We start from the raw sequence: 19,256 nt of genomic DNA, 5'->3' as shown, positions 1-19,256 counted from the left end.
CCCCGGCTTACACCAGCTCTAACGCTGCTGCAGCTTCTCTGCTTACAGCCTTGCTTATTTTGGGAGAGTCAGCATCACTGACATTCTCCCAATAGCTTCACATGATGAACCCCCATTCAAAATATCAATTAAACTTATGCAAGTAGTTTTCTTAGTATGTTTAACATATTAGTAACATACGAGCATGAAATGACAGATATCTATTTAGTTCGTCACGGACAAGCGTCTTTTGGCAAGGCTAATTACGACAAACTAAGCGAGCTTGGGGCACAGCAAGCCATATGGCTGGGCGACTATTTTCATCATCGCGATATACATTTCGATTCTGTATTTATGGGAGACATGGTAAGGCATCGAGAAACTAACGAGGGGATTGCAAAAGGATTGTCTGCAGGGGGGAAATCACTTCCTAAGGCGACACGAGATAGCTCACTCAATGAATTCAACTTCCAAGCGGTTGCCGCTGCCTATCTCAATCTCTTTCCCGAGGACAGAGTTCCTGAGGGATCGTCACCCGCCGAATTTTATCGTTTATTAAAAAAAGCCATGCTTGCTTGGTCGCAAGACAAACTTCCTCATGAACTTCTAGACGAAACATGGGCACAGTTCGAGGGACGGGTAAGTAATATGCTCACGCACCTGCAAAATATGGATGCCAAACGTGTATTGGTTGTAAGCTCGGGCGGAGCCATTGCCATGATGCTAAAACACATTTTGGGCTACGACTCCGCCACAGTTATCAATATGAATTTGCAGATACGCAATGCCAGCTTTTCACAATGCTTCGCCAACAAGCGGGGTGTTCATCTAAATAACTTCAACAGCGTACCTCACCTGGATGTGATCGACAGGTTGCACGCCATTACCTACAGCTAAACGGGACAGCTATGAACTTTGAATATAATGAAAAAACGCAGGCGCTTTTGGAAAAATTAAGAGCCTTCATGAAAGAAGAAGTGTACCCCATAGAACAGGAGTACATTCACGCGGTAGAAAATGGTGAGAACCGATGGAAGACACCAGAGTTGATGCAAACGCTCAAGCAAAAGGCTCGAGATGCAGGCTTGTGGAATCTGTTTTTGCCAGAAGAATACAAGCCTTACGGCGCAGGGCTTACTAATGCCGAGTATGCGCCATTGTGTGAAGAGATGGGGCGAGTACTATTTAGTTCTGAAATATTCAACTGCAGCGCGCCAGATACAGGCAATATGGAAGTGTTGGCAAAATACGGAAACGAAGAACAAAAAGAAAAGTGGTTGGTTCCGCTGTTAAACGGCGAAATTCGTTCTGCTTTTGCAATGACCGAGCCAGCGGTAGCATCTAGCGATGCAACAAATATTGAGACGTCTATCACACGCGACGGTGATGAATACGTTATTAACGGTAAAAAGTGGTATACCAGTGGTGCCATGAATGAAAACTGCAAAATCATGATAGTGATGGGGAAAACCGATTTTGATGCTCCTCGTCATCAGCAACAATCGCAGATATTAGTTCCTGTCGATACTAAAGGCGTGACGATTGTAAGACCTATGGCAGCGATGGGCTTTTATGATGAGCCTATTGGTCACGCTGAAGTTCTGTTTGAGAATGTTAGAGTGCCTGCCGAAAACTTGCTTGTGGGCGAGGGTAAAGGCTTTGAAATTGCCCAAGGTCGCCTTGGCCCAGGCAGAATACATCACTGCATGCGTTTAATTGGTTGTGCTCAACGCGCCCTCGATATGGCGTGCGAGCGTGTGGAAGCACGTGTAGCCTTTGGCAAGCCTCTAGCAAAACAGCAGTCGGTTCGCGAAAGCATTGCTAAAATGCATTGTGACATTGAGCAAGCTCGATTACTCACATTGAAAGCTGCGGACAAAATGGACAGGTATGGAAATAAAGTATCTAGAGATCTTATCGCAGCCATAAAAATTGTTGCACCTACTATGGCATGTAACGTTATTGACGAGTCTATTCAAATGCACGGTGCGGCCGGGACTAGCCAAGATTTCGTGCTATCGGCAATGTATGCCTACGCGCGTACAATTAAGCTAGCAGACGGTCCAGATCAAGTGCATATGATGCAGCTGGGCCGCAATTTAATTGCTGATAAAAACGCATAGGGAATTAGTGTGAGTGAAGAAAAAGCAACAGCGCCTCATGCGTTAGATTTAGAAGTTCTTAATCACTATTTAGCCGCTGCATGCCCCGAAATTGGGCATGTAAGCAGCGCTGATAAGTTTTCCGGTGGTCAGTCAAATCCAACCTTTAAGCTGAGTTCTGAAAAGGGAACGTTTGTACTGCGAAGACAGCCGCCTGGCAAATTATTAAAATCTGCCCATGCAGTAGATAGAGAATTTAGAGTTATAAACGCCTTGCAGGAAAGCAACGTGCCGGTTCCTAAAGCATACCACCTGTGCGAAGACACCAGCGTAATAGGCAGTATGTTTTACATTATGGCTTACGTAGAGGGTGAGATATTTTGGAACAGTGCGTTACCTGAAATAGCGTCGGCAAAAACTCGCGGTGCAATGTACGACGAAATGAACAGAGTGTTAGCGTCTTTGCACAGCGTGGACATTCAAGCGGCGGGTCTAAGCGATTACGGTAAACCTGGCAGTTATTTCGAGCGACAATTGAGCCGGTGGACCAAGCAGTATCGCGCGTCAGAGCTAGAGCATATCGAAGAAATTGAACAGCTTATTAGTTATCTTGAAGCAAATTTACCGGAGGATGATGGTCAGACATCACTAGTTCATGGAGATTTCAGGCTCGACAATATGATGTTTGATATGAGTGATAGCGACAACCCAAGAGTGATTGCGGTGCTCGACTGGGAGTTATCGACTTTAGGGCACCCCTATGCAGACTTAGCTTATCAATGTATGCAGCTTAGACTACCCTCTGATATTGCACACGCGGCAGGATTAGGCGGGCTAGATCGGGAAGCCTTGGGTATTCCGTCAGAGCAGGCCTATGTGAATGCCTACTGTCAGCGTCGAAATATTGAGAAAATAAACAATTGGACCTTCTATCTAGCTTTTAGCTTTTTCCGCTTAGCAGCTATTTTGCAGGGCGTGGTAAAACGTGCTCACGACGGCAATGCGTCGAGCGAAAAAGCAATGCAGTTAGGCGCCATGGTGCGTCCATTAGCACAAATAGCTAACCAAACCATACATCAAGATAGCGAATAAAATGCAAAACGAGCGTTTGGTGTAAAACAGAATACGGAGTAAACATGAAAGCCATAGTATGCGAAGCCTTTGGGCCTGTAGAGGATTTACGAGTACAAGACGTTGCTGACCCGGTAGCGAAACCCGGCTATGTAGTGGTTGACGTTCAAGCCGCAGGAGTGAATTTCCCCGATGGACTTTTGGTTCAGGGATTATATCAAATGCAGCCAGATTTTCCGTTTATTCCAGGGAACGAGGTAGCTGGTGTGATTTGTGAAGTGGGTGAGGGTGTTAGTCACGTTAAGAAAGGGCAGCGAGTCATTGCACTGTCTAACTTAGGTGGTTACGCAGAAAAAGTTGCGGTACAAGCTAGCCATGTTATGCCACTGCCAGACTCGATTGATGTGAATGAAGGAGCGGCGCTAGTGACCGCCCACGCCACTGCACATCACGCCTTAAAACAGCGTGCTAAGTTGCAGCCCGGTGAGACACTAGTTGTTACGGGGGCTGCGGGGGGTACTGGTCTGGCGGCGGTACAAATTGGCAAAACCATGGGGGCTAAGGTTATTGCTGTGTGCTCAACAGACGAAAAGCTTGCCTTAGCTAAAGAGCACGGCGCTGATATTCTTATTAACTATAAAGAGAAAGACTTAAAAGAAACGTTGAAAGAAGTGACTGAAGGTAAAGGTGCTGACGTCATTTATGAGTGCGTCGGTGGTGATACTTTTCACGCATGTAGCAGAAGTATGGCGTGGGAAGGTCGGTTGTTAGTTGTCGGGTTTGCTGGTGGCGAGATACCAAAGTTCCCTGTTAATTTAGCGTTGGTAAAAGGCTACTCGGTAATGGGCGTATTTTGGGGGTCCTTCACCCAGCACGATCCAAAAGGGTTTGCAGCAAATATGCAAGAGCTTCTCACTTGGTATGTTCAGGGTAAAGTGAAGGTGGTGGTCGATGAAGCTCTTCCGTTAGAACAAGCGACAAAGGCAATGACCAAAGTGATGAATAGAGAAGTTAAAGGCAAAATGGTGATTGTTCCTTAATTCAGGCTTCTTTCAAGAGAAGTAAACTTTTGTGCTGAAAAGTGCCTAAGGTTCTAGAGTGCAAAAACCAAGAGCCGCATAATGAAACGTTATGCGGTTTAATTAGATGGTCCGCCTCACCTCTAAGCTAGACTTAGAGTTAGGCAATCAAAGAGGCGAACCATCATGTCTACTATTAAAGTTCTTGGAATCGATTTAGGCAAATCATCTTTTCACGTGATAGGCCGCGACTATTCAGATAATCAAATCATTCGCAAAAAATTTTCCCGCTCGGCACTCATTCACTATCTTCATCAATTAACGCCATGCACAATTGCTTTCGAAGCTTGTGGCGGTGCGCACTGGCTTGGCAGGCAGTGTGAGTTGATGGGGCATACGGTCAAACTAATCCCGCCACAATACGTAAAACCTTTCGTTAAAAGCAATAAGAATGATTTTATTGATGCAGAGGCCATATGCGAAGCATCAATAAGACCGAAAATGCGGTTTGTCAGCGTCAAATCTGAAGAAGCCCAGGTCATTTCAGCTATTCATAAAGCAAGGCATGGGTATGTCAAAGACAGAACAGCCTGCATGTCCCGTATAGGCTCCTTACTGCTGGAGTTTGGCATTGCACTTCCAACAGGCCATAGCGTAATGAAGCAACTGTTTAACTGGCTTTCACAGCAGCGGCAGGTCTTGCCAGGGTTACTTATGGAAGAGCTCATGGAGCTGCACGAATATTACCTGCTCCTTAACAGGAACATTGAGAGACAAGATAAAAAGCTAAAGCAACTGGTTGATACAAACCCGATAGGGCAGCTTCTTAAAACCATCCCAGGTATTGGCGATATGACCGCCAGCCTTTGTATTGCCAACATCAGTAGCGCTACGGATTTTAAAAACGGAAGAAACATGGCTGCATGGTTAGGGTTAGTTCCAGCGCAGTACTCAACTGGCGGTAAACCCAAATTACTGGGGATAAGCAAGCGGGGTAACAAAGAACTCCGAACCTTGTTTATCCATGCCGCCAGGGCGGTTATGTCCAGGCCGGATAAGACCGGAAAGATTTATGGCGAGTGGTTGATAAATTTACGCGCCACCAAGCCATTCAATGTTGTAACCGTTGCCCTGGCCAACAAACTGGCCCGAATAGCATGGGCAGTGATGAAAACAAAAAAAGCATTCAACAGCAAAGCGTTAGCACCGGGTTTGCAATGATAAATATGATGACGAAAACGGTAGAACCACTGGATTAAAACCTGACATAAAAAACAGCTCTCAGAAGCTTTCGGTTTTTTGAGGATAATCCAGCGCGGATCTCATCGTGGAGCGGGTTGCGAAAGCGCCTAAACAGACTCCGAATACATTAGCGCATAACCAACCCCGTTATCGAAATTAATCATTGCAATAACGAGGCGGACCATACATTTTTTATGGATGGTATTCGCTTCTATTCAGAATGGGCGCTATGTCGACTAATGGTATAAAGAGCGAGTAAAGAGTCAAAAACGAACTTACAGGTGAGATTATCAAGAGAGCGCTTTCACGTCTCATTTGTCCATAGCTTTTAGCCCAAAAACAGTTAATCAGACTTTTGATTGTCGTTTTGAAGTAAAGGATGGATAAACGGTGTGCTATGGTTTTTTTGACCGCTTCTTGCCGTGACCGATAACAGTTTCAATATGGTACTTGGCGATGTTTGGGTAATACGGCGCACTTTCTTAGTGGTCGAATGCGCTTGCAACGTCGACACCCCAGCCGAAACGCTAGCCTTATTTTCAGCAGCGTGGGCGTTCAAAGGGGAAACTAAAGTAACGAAGCAAAATACAGAGCAAATAGTAGATATGTTGTACACGAACCGTGTTGTCATAAGTTGCTGTCTCTGCGATACGAAAGGAGAGGAACGTCGGAGGCGGTTGCACGCGCCTCGTCAGTCACACTTTGTTTGTTCATCTCTATTAAAACTAAAGCCCTAACAAAACAAAACAGATAAGCTTATACCTAGGTATAAAAAGCTATACTCATTACCAGGCAGTTACACCACCGTCTACGGCAACTGTTTGTCCGTTCATATAGCTGTTGCCTGGAGACAGCATCAACAGAATGGTATTTACTATTTCCTGAGGTTCGCCCAAACGCTTCATTGGGCTGCCTTGCCCCAGCTGAGCTTGGGCCTCTGGCGTATTGTAGCCATCAACATTTAGAATGTTTGTGGGGCTGTAAAACGGGCAAATGGCATTTACACGTACATTTTTCCTTCCATATTCAACAGCAGCGGTGCGCGTAACGCCTGCAACGGCGTGTTTGGCGGCGGCATAGGCAGCGCCTTTAGGGGCTCCACCAAGCCCTGCGAGAGAACTCACATTCAGCACATGTCCCTTCTTTTGCGACAGCATGGCTGGAATTTGGTATTTCATACCAAACATCACTCCTTTAACGTTTACTGCAAACTGACTGTCCATAATTGCTTCTGTCATTTCATGAACTGGCGCAGGGGTATGGGCAATACCGGCATTATTTACGGCAATATCTAGGCGTCCAAATTTCTCTATGGCTAATTCTACCAGCGCCTTATTTAGTGTCTCCTCCGCAATGTTACCCGCTATCACTTCTACAGCAGTCAGCGGCTGCAATTCAGTTTGCACTTCCTCAAGGGCCGTTTCATTTATGTCACTTAGTACTAATTTTGCTCCTCGCTCAGCTAGCCCTTTTGCTAAAAGACGTCCAAAACCGCTTGCTGCGCCAGTTATAAGTGCCACTTGTCCGGTGAAATTAAGAAGTGGATCCATAGTCATGTTATTTTCCTTTTATAATTTGTTTGATTTAGTTATTGGTAGCTGCGTATGAAAGAGATAAGCAACTGAGCCAACTCTTCCCCTTTGTCCTCTTGCACAAAGTGCCCTCCGGATTTTATCGAAGCGTGTTTGATTCCTTTGCAGCCAGGTATTTGCTTTTGTAAATACTTTTCGCCGCCAGCAGTGACAGGGTCTCCGTCACTAAATGCCGTCATAAAGGGTTTATTAAACTGTTTTAAAGACTGCCATGCGTTTCGGTTAGCCTGTGAATCTGGGCTATCTGGTTCGGTAGGTACAAGTAGCGGAAACATTCGCGCGCCCATTTTATAACTCTCATCGGGAAAGGGCGCGTCGTAAGCCGCCAAGGCATGTTCATCTATGTCGGAAAGGGTACCGTTGTTAATAATGGTTGAGGTTGGGAACTCTTCAACATCTTGTGAAAAGCGACGCCAACGTGTGAATGCTTCCGTTGGCTTCACATCGCCAGTGGGTAGCCCAGTATTTGATGCCATCACACCCGCGAAACGTGTCGGCATATCTGCCACCATTCTAAGGCCTAAGAGGCCGCCCCAATCTTGACAAAACAAGGTTGCAGGCCCTTTGACTACCTGATTGAACCAGTCTTTTAGCCAAATTAAATGCCTGCCATAGGTGTAGTCGCTTTTCAATGTCGGTTTATCTGAGCGACCAAAACCAATTAAGTCAGGGACAAAAACACAAAAACCCGCATCGGCAAGTAGCGGCATCATTTTTCTATACAAATATGCCCACGTGGGTTCTCCATGCAGAAGTACAACGGGATGACCTTCTGTTGGCCCCAGTTGATAATAAGCCATACACAGTTCACTACTCACCGTATCGGTAACTTCAACAAAATGTGCCGGATAGGGAAAATCAGAAATATCGGCAAAGGCATTTTCGGGTGTTTTAAGTACTTTCATGACATAACGCTCCTTGTAAAAATGATGATCAAAGCATTAACGTTAGTGTAACAAAAGCACTCGCAGATAATTCTGTCAATCGATCTGTATCTAGCGCGATACGTGCTCTTTAGCCAAATGTGAAGAAGAAAAAGGCTTTCAACCCCGTATTCAATATTGTGATAAATGTCTATAACACCAATAAACTTGGATGATTGACAACACTGCAATAACATCCGATTAACGTGATAAACAGGAAATGGTTATGACTCAGACGGAAAATAACGCAGTAGCGTATGAAGTAACGCAGGGTGTTGCCACTCTCACGATGCAAAGCGCGCCGGTAAATGCACTATCAAGAGCGCTTCGCATAGGCCTGATTGAGGGTGTCGACAATGCGATTAAAGACGACAGCGTAAGTGCAATCGTTATCACTTCATCGCTTCCCATATTCTCAGGCGGTGCTGACATCAGCGAATTCTCTGGTGGCGACTTATCACCAATGCTACCTGAAGTTCTCGACAAAATTGAGAACGCATCGAAACCCGTTATTGCAGTTCTTCCTGGGCCGGCTTTTGGCGGCGGTTTGGAAGTTGCACTTGCATGTCACCATCGGGTGACATTTGCCGATAACAAAGTTGGTCTCCCAGAAGTCAATCTTGGTATCTTACCTGGGGCAGGTGGCACACAGCGCCTACCTAGACTTGCCGACGCTCAAACAGCTCTTACCATGATAGTTACGGGTAAACCCACATCGGTACTCAAGTTACCGGGTGTATTCGATAAAATATCAGACAAACCTGAACACCTTTTAGAAGACACTAAAGCCTATTTAGCATCGCTTAGCGGACCAAACGCCGTTAAGCGTACTTGTGACATTACACTTTCCATGTCTGAGGAAACTCAGGGAGTGTTTGAAGCAGTCACTGCTCAGACCAAAAAAGCATCAAAAGGCTTTTTCGCACCGCTTAAATGTATAGAAGCGGTTCGTGGCGCTTATACCTTATCGTTTGAGGATGGCCTTAAAAACGAAGGCAAGCTATTTATGGAGTGTATGAATACACCCCAGGCGAGAGCTCAGCAGCACTTCTTCTTTGCAGAGCGCGCAGCCGGCCACGTAAAAGACTTCGATAAAACAACGCCAGAACGCAATATCGAGAAAGTTGCAATCATTGGTGCAGGCACTATGGGCGGTGGTATAGCGATGAACTTCGCCAACGCCGGTATTCCAGTAACTATGCTTGAGCTAAAAGAGGAAGCACTGGAAAAGGGCTTGGCACTTATTCGTAAGAATTACGAAAACAGCGCTAGAAAGGGTAAGCTGACTCAAGAGCAAGTAGAAACGCGAATGGCATTGCTTTCAGGCACTACCACTTACGACGATTTAAGCGACGTAGATTTAGTGATTGAAGCCGTTTTTGAAAAAATGGAAGTCAAGAAGACCGTTTTTTCAACCCTCGACAAAGTATGTAAGCCAGGTGCCATATTAGCGTCTAATACATCGACACTTGATATTGATGAAATTGCGACAGCAACGTCTCGTCCTGAAGACGTCATTGGCCTTCATTTCTTCTCTCCAGCAAACGTTATGCGTCTGCTAGAAGTTGTTAAGGCCGATAAGACATCACCTGAAGTAATCAAAACCTGCATGAAAATGGCCAAGCGTATTAAAAAGGTCGCCGTGTTAGTGGGTGTATGTTTTGGATTCGTTGGTAATCGAATGATTGAGCCATATGGTCGCGAGGCTAATCGTTTGCTATTAGAAGGGGCGTCACCTGAGCAAGTAGACAAAGTGCTTACTGACTTTGGTATGCCAATGGGGCCATTTACGATGGGTGATATGGCTGGGTTAGATATTGGCTACTATGTTCGCCAGTCTCGTCAAGAGCACATTGCTCATGATCCAGCCTATGGCGCTGTTGCCGACCGTCTTGTTGAAATGGGACGGAATGGTCTTAAAACAGGCCGCGGTACTTACAACTACGAACCCGGTAGTCGAGTTCCCATTCCAGATCCCGAAGTGTTAGAGATTGCCAAAAAAGAAGCCGAACGTTTAGGGGTTCAGCAACGTTCAGACATAAGCGATGAAGAGATTTTAGTTCGCGTGATGTTTTCTCTGATAAACGAAGGCGCGATTATTCTTGAAGAAGGCATTGCGGCTAAATCAAGCGATATTGACGTGATTTACGTCTATGGTTACGGCTTCCCAGTGTTCCGTGGTGGCCCTATGCAATATGCAGATGAAGTGGGATTGAAAACCATATTAGACAAGCTGACAACGTATCGTGACCAGCTTGGCGATTACGGCAAAATGTGGTTAGAGCCAAGCGATCTACTAGTCAAACTGGCGCAAGAAGGCGGCAGTTTCAAAAGTTACAAAAAATAAGGAACAATACAATGCGTGATGCAGTAATTGTTAGCACAGCAAGAACGCCTATAGGGCGTGCCTACAAAGGCGTCTTAAATAACTTGCCTGCGCCTTCGCTTGGTGGCCACGCCATCAAAAATGCGGTTGAGCGTGCAGGTATAAATCCAGCGTCTGTTGATGATGTCATTATGGGCTCTGCGCTCACCCAAGGGAGTGGCGGAATGAACATCGGTCGTTTAGCAGCACTTGCTGGCGATTTACCTGTTTCGGTTGCGGGAATGACCCTCGACAGGCAGTGCAGCTCGGGGATGTATGCCATTGCTACCGCGGCTAATACTATCCGCTCCGGCGAAACAAACATTATGGTTGCGGGTGGGCTAGATTCAATCTCGTTAGTGCAGAATAAAAATATGAACACCTACCGTGCGGTAGACCCAGCACTAGTGGCTAAACACAACGATATTTACATGCCAATGCTGCAAACAGCAGAAGTGGTGGCTAAGCGCTATAACATTAGCCGCGATGCACAAGACGAATACGGATATCAAAGTCAGATGCGTACTGCGGCAGCGCAATCTGCAGGCAAATTTGATGATGAAATTGTACCTATCACTGCCACACAGCAACTGTTCAACAAAGAAACAGGCGAGATCAGTGAAAGGGAAGCTACGTTGTCGAAAGATGAAGGTAACCGTCCTGAAACTTCATTAGAAGGGCTGCAAGGCCTTAAACCGGTCATTGAAGGCGGTTGCATAACAGCGGGTAACGCCAGTCAGTTGTCTGACGGTGCCAGCGCTACCGTAATTATGGATGAAAACACAGCCGTAAAAGGAAGCACACAGCCTCTTGGCGTTTATCGCGGCATTGAGGTTGCGGGTTGTGAACCTGATGAAATGGGAATAGGTCCTGTTTTTGCCATTCCTAAGCTATTAAAGCAGCATGGATTGACCATGGACGATATAGGTCTATGGGAACTCAACGAGGCGTTTGCGGTACAAGTTTTATACTGTCGCGATAAATTGGGCATTCCAGACGAATTATTAAATGTAAACGGCGGTGCCATTTCTATTGGTCACCCCTATGGCATGAGCGGTGCTCGTATGGTGGGTCACGCACTCATCGAAGGTAAAAGACGTGGTGCGAAATTTGTTGTTTGCACTATGTGTATCGGTGGCGGCATGGGCGCTGCTGGTTTATTTGAAGTTCTATAGGTATTTAGTATGGAAGGTTATAAAGCTCCACAACGCGACGCCATGTTTGTAACACATGAGCTACTCGATTTTCAAAGTCACTATCAAAAGTTAGGTTTCGACGAAGCCTCCGAAGACTTGGTTTCAGCAATCTTTGCAGAGGCGGCTAAGTTTTCAGAAAACACGCTTGCACCTATTAACCAATCTGGTGATGAAGAAGGTTGTAAGTGGGACAACGGTGTGGTTACTACACCTAAAGGTTTCAAAGAAGCTTATCAGACCTATGTTGAAGGCGGATGGCCAAGTATGGCGCACCCAGAAGAGTTTGGCGGACAAAACCTTCCTTACTCACTTGCTTCAATAATTGCTGAATGGTTTTCTGGTGCAAACCACTCGTGGGCTATGTATCCAGGTCTAAGCCAAGGCTGTATGGAAACACTTAAAGCGCACGGCACGAAAGAACAGCAAGATATGTTTCTTCATAAGCTAATCAGCGGAGAATGGACAGGCACAATGTGTTTAACAGAGGCACACTGTGGATCTGACCTTGGTATGCTGAAATGCCGCGCAGAACCGCAAGAAGATGGTAGTTACAGCCTAACCGGCACGAAGATCTTTATCTCTGCCGGTGAGCATGACATGTCTGAAAACATCGTGCATATCGTATTGGCTCGCCTGCCTGACGCGCCTGAGGGCACCAAAGGTATTTCTCTGTTTGTTGTACCAAAATACAACGTGTCGCAAAACGGTGAGAAGCAAGATCGCAATGCGGTAAATTGCGGCAGTATAGAACACAAGATGGGTATCAAAGCTAGCGCAACTTGCGTAATTAACTTTGATGGCGCTAAAGGGTTCCTTATTGGTCCTCCTAACCGCGGCCTTAACTGTATGTTTACCTTTATGAACACTGCACGGATAGGCACTGGCCTTGAAGGTCTGGCAGCGTCAGAAACGGCATTCCAAGGTGCGCTTAAGTACGCGAAAGACCGAGTGCAGTTTCGCTCAATGACAGGGCGTAAGAACCCAGACGGTCCTGCTGATCCCATTATTGTGCACCCAGACGTGCGTCGTATGTTGTTAACGCAAAAAGCATTTGCCGAGGGCAATCGTGCATTAGCCGCGTACTGTATGCAAATGGTAGATGTAACCTTATATGGCGACGATGAAGTTGCTAAGCAAACAGCAGAAGCAAAACTTGCATTCTTGACGCCGATTGTTAAAGCGTTTTTGACTGAAACTGCTCAAGAAACCACAAGCTACGGTATGCAGGTATACGGCGGCCACGGTTTCATTAAAGAGTGGGGCATGGAGCAGCTTGCACGTGATACACGTATTTGTACCATGTACGAAGGCACTACGGGTATTCAGGCAGTGGATTTACTTGGCCGTAAGGTGATGGGATCTAACGGTGAATTGCTCAATGTATTTGTGCAGGAAGTTCGCGATTACTGTAACTCTCTTCGCGACAATGCACAGTTTAGCGCATGGACAAATGCACTAAACTCGCATTTAGATGAGTGGCAGCAAGTAACCATGGATATTGGCAAAGCGGCTGCGTCTAACCCAGACGAAATCGGTGCGGCTTCCGTTGATTACCTTATGTACTCAGGTTATGTGACTGTTGCATATTTCTGGTTACGTATGGCAGTTAAGGCACAAGAACAGCTTGATGCCGGAAGCACAGAAACGGAATTCTACAAGAGTAAAATACTGACTACAGGGTTCTACTTTGATCGTTTGCTTACGCGCACGCGTTCACTGGTTTCTGCAATGCAGTCTGGTTCGGACAACCTGATGTCTATGCCTGAAAGTATGTTTGCTGTTGAATAATTAGCTTTTAGCAAACCTAGTGTGCCGGGTAACGAGAGTGTGTGAATCAATCGCCACTTTTGTTACTCGGCTTAATTAGATGGTCCGCCTCACCTCTAAGCTAATCTTAGAGTTAGGCAATCAAAGAGGCGAACCATCATGTCTACTATTAAAGTTCTTGGAATCGATTTAGGCAAATCATCTTTTCACGTGATAGGCCGCGACTATTCAGATAATCAAATCATTCGCAAAAAATTTTCCCGCTCGGCACTCATTCACTATCTTCATCAATTAACGCCATGCACAATTGCTTTCGAAGCTTGTGGCGGTGCGCACTGGCTTGGCAGGCAGTGTGAGTTGATGGGGCATACGGTCAAACTAATCCCGCCACAATACGTAAAACCTTTCGTTAAAAGCAATAAGAATGATTTTATTGATGCAGAGGCCATATGCGAAGCATCAATAAGACCGAAAATGCGGTTTGTCAGCGTCAAATCTGAAGAAGCCCAGGTCATTTCAGCTATTCATAAAGCAAGGCATGGGTATGTCAAAGACAGAACAGCCTGCATGTCCCGTATAGGCTCCTTACTGCTGGAGTTTGGCATTGCACTTCCAACAGGCCATAGCGTAATGAAGCAACTGTTTAACTGGCTTTCACAGCAGCGGCAGGTCTTGCCAGGGTTACTTATGGAAGAGCTCATGGAGCTGCACGAATATTACCTGCTCCTTAACAGGAACATTGAGAGACAAGATAAAAAGCTAAAGCAACTGGTTGATACAAACCCGATAGGGCAGCTTCTTAAAACCATCCCAGGTATTGGCGATATGACCGCCAGCCTTTGTATTGCCAACATCAGTAGCGCTACGGATTTTAAAAACGGAAGAAACATGGCTGCATGGTTAGGGTTAGTTCCAGCGCAGTACTCAACTGGCGGTAAACCCAAATTACTGGGGATAAGCAAGCGGGGTAACAAAGAACTCCGAACCTTGTTTATCCATGCCGCCAGGGCGGTTATGTCCAGGCCGGATAAGACCGGAAAGATTTATGGCGAGTGGTTGATAAATTTACGCGCCACCAAGCCATTCAATGTTGTAACCGTTGCCCTGGCCAACAAACTGGCCCGAATAGCATGGGCAGTGATGAAAACAAAAAAAGCATTCAACAGCAAAGCGTTAGCACCGGGTTTGCAATGATAAATATGATGACGAAAACGGTAGAACCACTGGATTAAAACCTGACATAAAAAACAGCTCTCAGAAGCTTTCGGTTTTTTGAGGATAATCCAGCGCGGATCTCATCGTGGAGCGGGTTGCGAAAGCGCCTAAACAGACTCCGAATACATTAGCGCATAACCAACCCCGTTATCGAAATTAATCATTGCAATAACGAGGCGGACCATACATTTTTATTGGTGCTTACATAATGTTAGATTCACGATATGTCTCCATTGATGGCAAGAAAATTCATTATCTCAGCCGAGAATCACAGCGCGGAACTAACGCGCCTGAGTCTGAAGGTGACGAACAAAAAACACTGTTAATTTTGTTTCACGGCTTCCCTGAAAATTCTCACGCATGGGAGCCGTTTATACGCTGCACTCCCGAACATGTTGATGTTATTGCCCCTGACTTACCCGGTTATCATTTGTCTGAGGTATTGCCCTCCCAGCGAGACTATGAAGTGCCTGCGTTGATAAAGCGCATGGTTTTATTTATTGAATCAGTTAAACAGGGCAGAAAAATTGTGTTAATAGGGCACGACTGGGGCGGTGCTATTGCATGGCCACTTGCGGCTTTTCACAGTGAGTTAATTGATAAACTTGTTATTCTCAATGCTGCGCACCCTTCAACATTTACACAGTCGTTAATAATGAGCAAAACCCAGCGTGAAAAGAGTCAATATATTGATGCGCTTCGAGATAACGGCGCTGAGAACATGTTGGCAGACACAAATTTTAGCCTATTAAGGGAAATGCTGGGCGCCAGCTTTTTCAAACGAGAACATGAATATGCGAACTCACTTTTAAATGACTGGCAAGATAAAACTAAACTCAATGCTATGTTGAGTTACTACAGAAATATGCCACAAAAAATACCTGGTATTAACGCATCGCCAGATGAGTTAGCGAACATACACGTTCCCAATATCAACATTTCTCTGGAAACTTTGGTTCTGTGGGGTAGAGAAGATAAAGCTTTTGATACTGCTGTACTTCAAGGTATTGAACACTATGTTCCGCACTGCAAGGTGATTTACCTCGATACGGCAAGCCACTGGATCCACAGAGAATATTCAGACTGGGCAGCTATAAACGTCATCGAATTTATAGAGGCGTAAAAAGCGTTAGAGGCATTCAGAAATAGCAGAGGCTCCATAAAAGAGCCTCAGATATTAAGATAGTAATGGTGTGCTATTGAAATTAAATACGGCTGGCTAGCTCTTCAGATATCGGTGAGTTCTGTAGCCCTTTTTCAGCAATCCAAGCTTGCAGTGTTTTACCATCTGCCTCTGGCTGCTTTAGATCCCTACTTGGCATTTTTTTTACCAAAAGCGTGCCCACTTCCACAGCATTACTTTCAAGCGCGGTACGAATTAAGCTCTGCCCACCACAAGACACACCAGCGTAATAATCTCTAAGCTTTAATCTGAAGTCAGACTGTACGCGACGCATTTTCTTGCGCAATTCACCTTTGTCATCTGCCTGAACTATAGTGCAGATATTCGCAAGTGCATCGTTGATGTCGTCTGCTTGCGCTGCATGTGAGAACGCTAGTGTAGATGCAGCAATAACTAACGAAGATTTAACTATTTTCAACATGGTTAAAGTTCCCGATAAGTTTGATTGGTGTTTTTGTGTTCGGTTTTATTAAACGCATTACATTGGGCATCAAAAACATGCTGAAAAATAACTTAGTATGAATATGCATACGTTAGACTAAAGTTTAGTCTGTTGTTTAATCAAAATTAGTCTTTTGTATTAGGTGCTTGCATGGAGATTTAGAAAATTTTTGTGCATTTGTCACGGCTACAAAAAAAGTCTCAATGTACCGTGCTCGGGCATATTGAGACTTCAAAAGTTGGTTAACGTTTACTGAAGATGTGCGCAGGCGCGCTAATGAGGTTTGAAATTGCTCGCCACTTCCATAATTTGTTCGCGCATCCACATATGTGCATAGTCATGATCGGCACTCACATGCCAATACAGGTAATACTCTACTGGAGGTAAGTCAAAAGGCACTTCGTATATAGCTAAATCGTAATGTTTAGCTAGGTGAAATGGTAAACAAGCAATAAGGTCGGTTTTTACGATAGTGCTTGGAACTGTGAGAAAGTGTTGGCCGCGCATGACCTCTTTTCTGCGTTTTCCCATTTTGTCTAAAGCAATATCAATGGGCCCAGCCCCTGACTTTCTTTGCGATACATTGATATGACCTAGGCGTAAAAATGTTTCTAAATCGAGTCCGTTCTTTAGTGCAGGGTGATTCTTTCTCGCCAGCACAACAAAACGGTCTTGCGCTATTTTCTCTTTGCACAAATGAGGGTCGGTAAAGGTAGACGCGTCTGCAAAGAAATCAAGAGTGCCGCTCGCCATCGCGGACACAACCTGACTGCGCGGAATTTCGTAGTTTGTTATGCCAATGTTTGGTGCCAAATTCTGAAGGCGAGCAACAAGGCGAGGCATAATACTGGCCTCTAGCAAATCTCTACTTGCAAAGTTAAATGACTTCTCTGCGGTAAGTGGATCGAAGGTGTGACTTTCTTGAACACTCTTGCGCAGTAAAGCCAGTGCTTGCCTTGCAGGAACAATAATATTTTGCGCCACGGGAGTGGGCGTCATGCTATGACCGGTGCGAACAAATAGAGGGTCGTTCAGCATTTCTCTTAGCCTGGCAAGTGAATTACTTACCGCAGGCTGCGTAATACATAGAACATCGGCGGCTTTCGTTAAGCTGCCTGCGGTATAAATAGCATCAAACACCGCGAAAAGGTTCAAGTCGACTCTATTGAGATTCATAATTAATCCTTCAGTGGGGCGAGTACCCAGAAAAAGCCAATAGATAATAACAGGCTACGATGTCACAATTGTGTACATAGTAACCACGCATTGTTAACGATAGTGTAACAAGAATACTTATAAATACCTATTATTAAAAGTTAATTGAAACATTCAGATTGCTAATAGTAGTGTAGTAAAATTAATAATAAGTCAGGGAATTTAGAAAAATGAAATCACTCATTGATTTAGCTGTAGGTGACACGCTTGAGCAGGCCGACTGGACGACCGTTTCTCAAGATATGATAAACCGGTTTGCCGATGCCACGGGTGACCATCAGTGGATTCACTTAGATGAAGAACGGTGTGCTAAAGAGAGCCCTTTTAAAACCACTATTGCCCATGGCTTTTTATCGGCGTCACTTATGCCTCAAGCGTTCTCACAAGTTATTGCTGCCAGCGAAAAAGTGGCTTCCACAATTAATTATGGAATAGATAAACTTCGCTTTTTAGAGCCTGTGAAAAGTGGCGATGCTATTCGATATCAATTCAAGGTTATTGATGTGACAGACAAGCCTCAAGGGAAACTTTACAAAGTAGAAGCCAGCTGCATGTTGCAGTCGAGTGGGAACCCCGCACTGGTAGGAAGCTTTCTAATGCTTGCTGTAATTGTCTAAGGCCGAGCTTTCCCTATTGTGAAAAGAAGGTAATTCATTGCAAAACAAATAAACCCTTTCGACGCGAGTTTGCACTTGCGTGGAAAGGGTGTTTTGTTTTTAACAGCTATGTGGTTTAACGATTAATTTGACGCATCTTCAGCGGTATCTTCAATAGCATCGCCCGCACTTTCAATGTCTTCGCCTGCGCCTTCAATTGTAGCGCAGCCACCGAGCGAAGCGCCCATTACCAATGCAACAAATAGGGCTCTTACTGTTTTTGACTCTATTAAAGTGTTCATAGATTTCTCCATTTTCTGTGATGAATATTGCAACGTTTACTTATTTAAACGGCAACGGTTTACTGCGTTTCTTTGGTATCTTTTAACATCGTGTTTAAGTTATCGCTTCCTTTCGAGTTGAAATCGAGAGTGCGAATAGGGAACGGTATGAGAATATCATTATCTTCAAGTACCGTTTTAACTGTACTTACTGCGTCGTGACGCACTTGCATAAATGAATGTTCGCCAGGATATTTAATCCAAAACCATAAAAGTAAGTTAATACTCGAGTCGCCGAAGGACTCTGCATACACAGCGGTATCTTCCTTCATGATTACCTAATCTTTTTCTTTCATCGCATCGACAATGACTGACACTGCTTTTTCGATATCGTCTGCATATGAAATTCCGACTGGCACTTCAATTCGTCGATGTCCGAGTGTGGAATAATTTGTAAGAATATTTCTAAACAAAATCTTATTTGGAATAACTTCCAGTTGGCCGTAAAAAGTTTCTACAAGCGTATTGCGCAGGTTGATGCCTTTTACGTTGCCAAACACACCTTCTGCTTCAATAACATCACCAATCTCAAAGGGCTTGCGAATACCCATCGCGATACCGGCAATTAAGTTTTCGGTCATATCCTGAAATGCAAAGCCTATGGCCAAGCCCACGATCCCCGCTCCGGCTAATAAAGAGGTGACCGTACCCTTCAAGCCAACAAAATCGAGGGCTATAAATATGCCGGCTATTAATACCAGTGACTTAACAATTGAAGTGAGTAACCCTGCTATTTGGCGAGATTCAAACGTGCGGCGCATTACCCTGCCAACCACATTGCCCACAACACGAGCTAAAACGCCAAATGCAATGGCAATTAAAATTGCGACGACGATATTAGGGAGGATGGTTATTGCACCTTCCATCCATGACTCAAGTTTATCGCTTAATAGTTTATAGATATCGTCAATTTGCGGTATTTCCATGGCGAATAGTGCAACTCTCGTTTGTTTTGTAATTGACTTGGGAGTTACAAGAAATGTTCCGTTTTGTGAATTTTTTAAAATA

At 44.9% G+C, this 19,256-nt stretch carries 16 protein-coding genes and 1 pseudogene; 11 read left to right on the top strand and 6 right to left on the bottom strand.

Features of this window, described 5'->3' with window-relative positions; genetic code table 11:
* Positions 1-189 precede the first annotated feature (189 nt).
* The 5 genes from CW735_RS10865 (at position 190) to CW735_RS10845 (ending at position 5,392) form a co-directional block, all read left to right on the top strand.
* Positions 190-876, top strand: a complete 687-nt coding sequence (locus CW735_RS10865) for a histidine phosphatase family protein (protein ID WP_100972085.1) — start codon at positions 190-192, stop codon at positions 874-876.
* An 11-nt stretch (positions 877-887) separates the two neighbouring features.
* Complete coding sequence (locus CW735_RS10860; RefSeq protein WP_071979837.1) at positions 888-2,102, top strand: acyl-CoA dehydrogenase family protein; 1,215 nt, start codon at positions 888-890, stop codon at positions 2,100-2,102.
* Between the two features lie 9 nt (positions 2,103-2,111).
* Complete coding sequence (locus tag CW735_RS10855) at positions 2,112-3,173, top strand: phosphotransferase family protein (RefSeq protein ID WP_071979836.1); 1,062 nt, start codon at positions 2,112-2,114, stop codon at positions 3,171-3,173.
* Between the two features lie 44 nt (positions 3,174-3,217).
* Positions 3,218-4,192: an NADPH:quinone oxidoreductase family protein gene (locus tag CW735_RS10850; RefSeq protein ID WP_100972083.1), complete on the top strand. Its 975-nt coding sequence runs from the start codon at positions 3,218-3,220 to the stop codon at positions 4,190-4,192.
* 165 nt (positions 4,193-4,357) lie between these two features.
* Positions 4,358-5,392, top strand: a complete 1,035-nt coding sequence (locus CW735_RS10845) for an IS110 family transposase (protein ID WP_100970746.1) — start codon at positions 4,358-4,360, stop codon at positions 5,390-5,392.
* An 806-nt stretch (positions 5,393-6,198) separates the two neighbouring features.
* On the opposite strand, the gene CW735_RS10840 is transcribed toward CW735_RS10845, so the two are convergent.
* Together CW735_RS10840 and CW735_RS10835 are read right to left on the bottom strand one after the other, a co-directional pair.
* Positions 6,199-6,963: an SDR family NAD(P)-dependent oxidoreductase gene (locus CW735_RS10840; RefSeq protein WP_100973241.1), complete on the bottom strand. Its 765-nt coding sequence runs from the start codon at positions 6,961-6,963 to the stop codon at positions 6,199-6,201.
* A 38-nt stretch (positions 6,964-7,001) separates the two neighbouring features.
* Positions 7,002-7,910: a haloalkane dehalogenase gene (locus CW735_RS10835; protein ID WP_071979834.1), complete on the bottom strand. Its 909-nt coding sequence runs from the start codon at positions 7,908-7,910 to the stop codon at positions 7,002-7,004.
* Positions 7,911-8,154: 244 nt separating this feature from the next.
* Between CW735_RS10835 and CW735_RS10830 the strand changes: the two genes are divergently transcribed.
* The 5 genes from CW735_RS10830 to CW735_RS10810 all read left to right on the top strand — a co-directional run bounded on the left by CW735_RS10830 (position 8,155) and on the right by CW735_RS10810 (position 15,594).
* Positions 8,155-10,275: a 3-hydroxyacyl-CoA dehydrogenase NAD-binding domain-containing protein gene (locus tag CW735_RS10830; protein WP_071979833.1), complete on the top strand. Its 2,121-nt coding sequence runs from the start codon at positions 8,155-8,157 to the stop codon at positions 10,273-10,275.
* 11 nt (positions 10,276-10,286) lie between these two features.
* On the top strand, positions 10,287-11,468 hold the full coding sequence (locus CW735_RS10825; RefSeq protein WP_100972081.1) for an acetyl-CoA C-acyltransferase: 1,182 nt from the start codon (positions 10,287-10,289) through the stop codon (positions 11,466-11,468).
* A gap of 9 nt (positions 11,469-11,477) precedes the next feature.
* The gene (locus CW735_RS10820) at positions 11,478-13,277 is read left to right on the top strand and encodes an acyl-CoA dehydrogenase C-terminal domain-containing protein (protein ID WP_071979831.1); all 1,800 of its coding nucleotides are present in this window, start codon (positions 11,478-11,480) and stop codon (positions 13,275-13,277) included.
* A gap of 138 nt (positions 13,278-13,415) precedes the next feature.
* The gene (locus CW735_RS10815; RefSeq protein ID WP_100970746.1) at positions 13,416-14,450 is read left to right on the top strand and encodes an IS110 family transposase; all 1,035 of its coding nucleotides are present in this window, start codon (positions 13,416-13,418) and stop codon (positions 14,448-14,450) included.
* A 229-nt stretch (positions 14,451-14,679) separates the two neighbouring features.
* Positions 14,680-15,594 (top strand): alpha/beta fold hydrolase, encoded by a 915-nt coding sequence (locus CW735_RS10810; protein ID WP_100972079.1) that lies wholly within the window; start codon positions 14,680-14,682, stop codon positions 15,592-15,594.
* Between the two features lie 82 nt (positions 15,595-15,676).
* Here CW735_RS10810 and CW735_RS10805 read toward each other — a convergent pair whose 3' ends face one another.
* Together CW735_RS10805 and CW735_RS10800 are read right to left on the bottom strand one after the other, a co-directional pair.
* Positions 15,677-16,075: a DUF3718 domain-containing protein gene (locus CW735_RS10805; RefSeq protein ID WP_100972077.1), complete on the bottom strand. Its 399-nt coding sequence runs from the start codon at positions 16,073-16,075 to the stop codon at positions 15,677-15,679.
* A 294-nt stretch (positions 16,076-16,369) separates the two neighbouring features.
* A complete protein-coding gene (locus CW735_RS10800) occupies positions 16,370-17,272 on the bottom strand; it encodes a LysR family transcriptional regulator (protein WP_100972075.1) in 903 nt (300 codons plus the stop codon).
* A gap of 209 nt (positions 17,273-17,481) precedes the next feature.
* On the opposite strand from CW735_RS10800, the gene CW735_RS10795 reads away from it, so the two are divergent.
* Positions 17,482-17,928 carry a MaoC family dehydratase gene (locus CW735_RS10795; protein WP_100972073.1) on the top strand — a complete coding sequence of 149 codons (447 nt, stop codon included), beginning with the start codon at positions 17,482-17,484 and terminating at the stop codon, positions 17,926-17,928.
* Between the two features lie 122 nt (positions 17,929-18,050).
* Here the strand turns inward: CW735_RS10795 and CW735_RS10790 are convergent, their stop codons facing one another.
* The gene (locus CW735_RS10790; RefSeq protein WP_071979827.1) at positions 18,051-18,209 is read right to left on the bottom strand and encodes an entericidin A/B family lipoprotein; all 159 of its coding nucleotides are present in this window, start codon (positions 18,207-18,209) and stop codon (positions 18,051-18,053) included.
* A gap of 59 nt (positions 18,210-18,268) precedes the next feature.
* Positions 18,269-19,174: pseudogene (locus CW735_RS10785) on the bottom strand (mechanosensitive ion channel family protein).
* Between the last annotated feature and the right edge of the window lie 82 nt (positions 19,175-19,256).

Source organism: Alteromonas sp. MB-3u-76, assembly GCF_002831605.1.
Lineage (GTDB): Bacteria > Pseudomonadota > Gammaproteobacteria > Enterobacterales > Alteromonadaceae > Alteromonas > Alteromonas hispanica.
The sequence above is the reverse complement of the archived record's forward strand: the minus strand, read 5'-3'. Positions and strand labels throughout refer to the sequence as shown.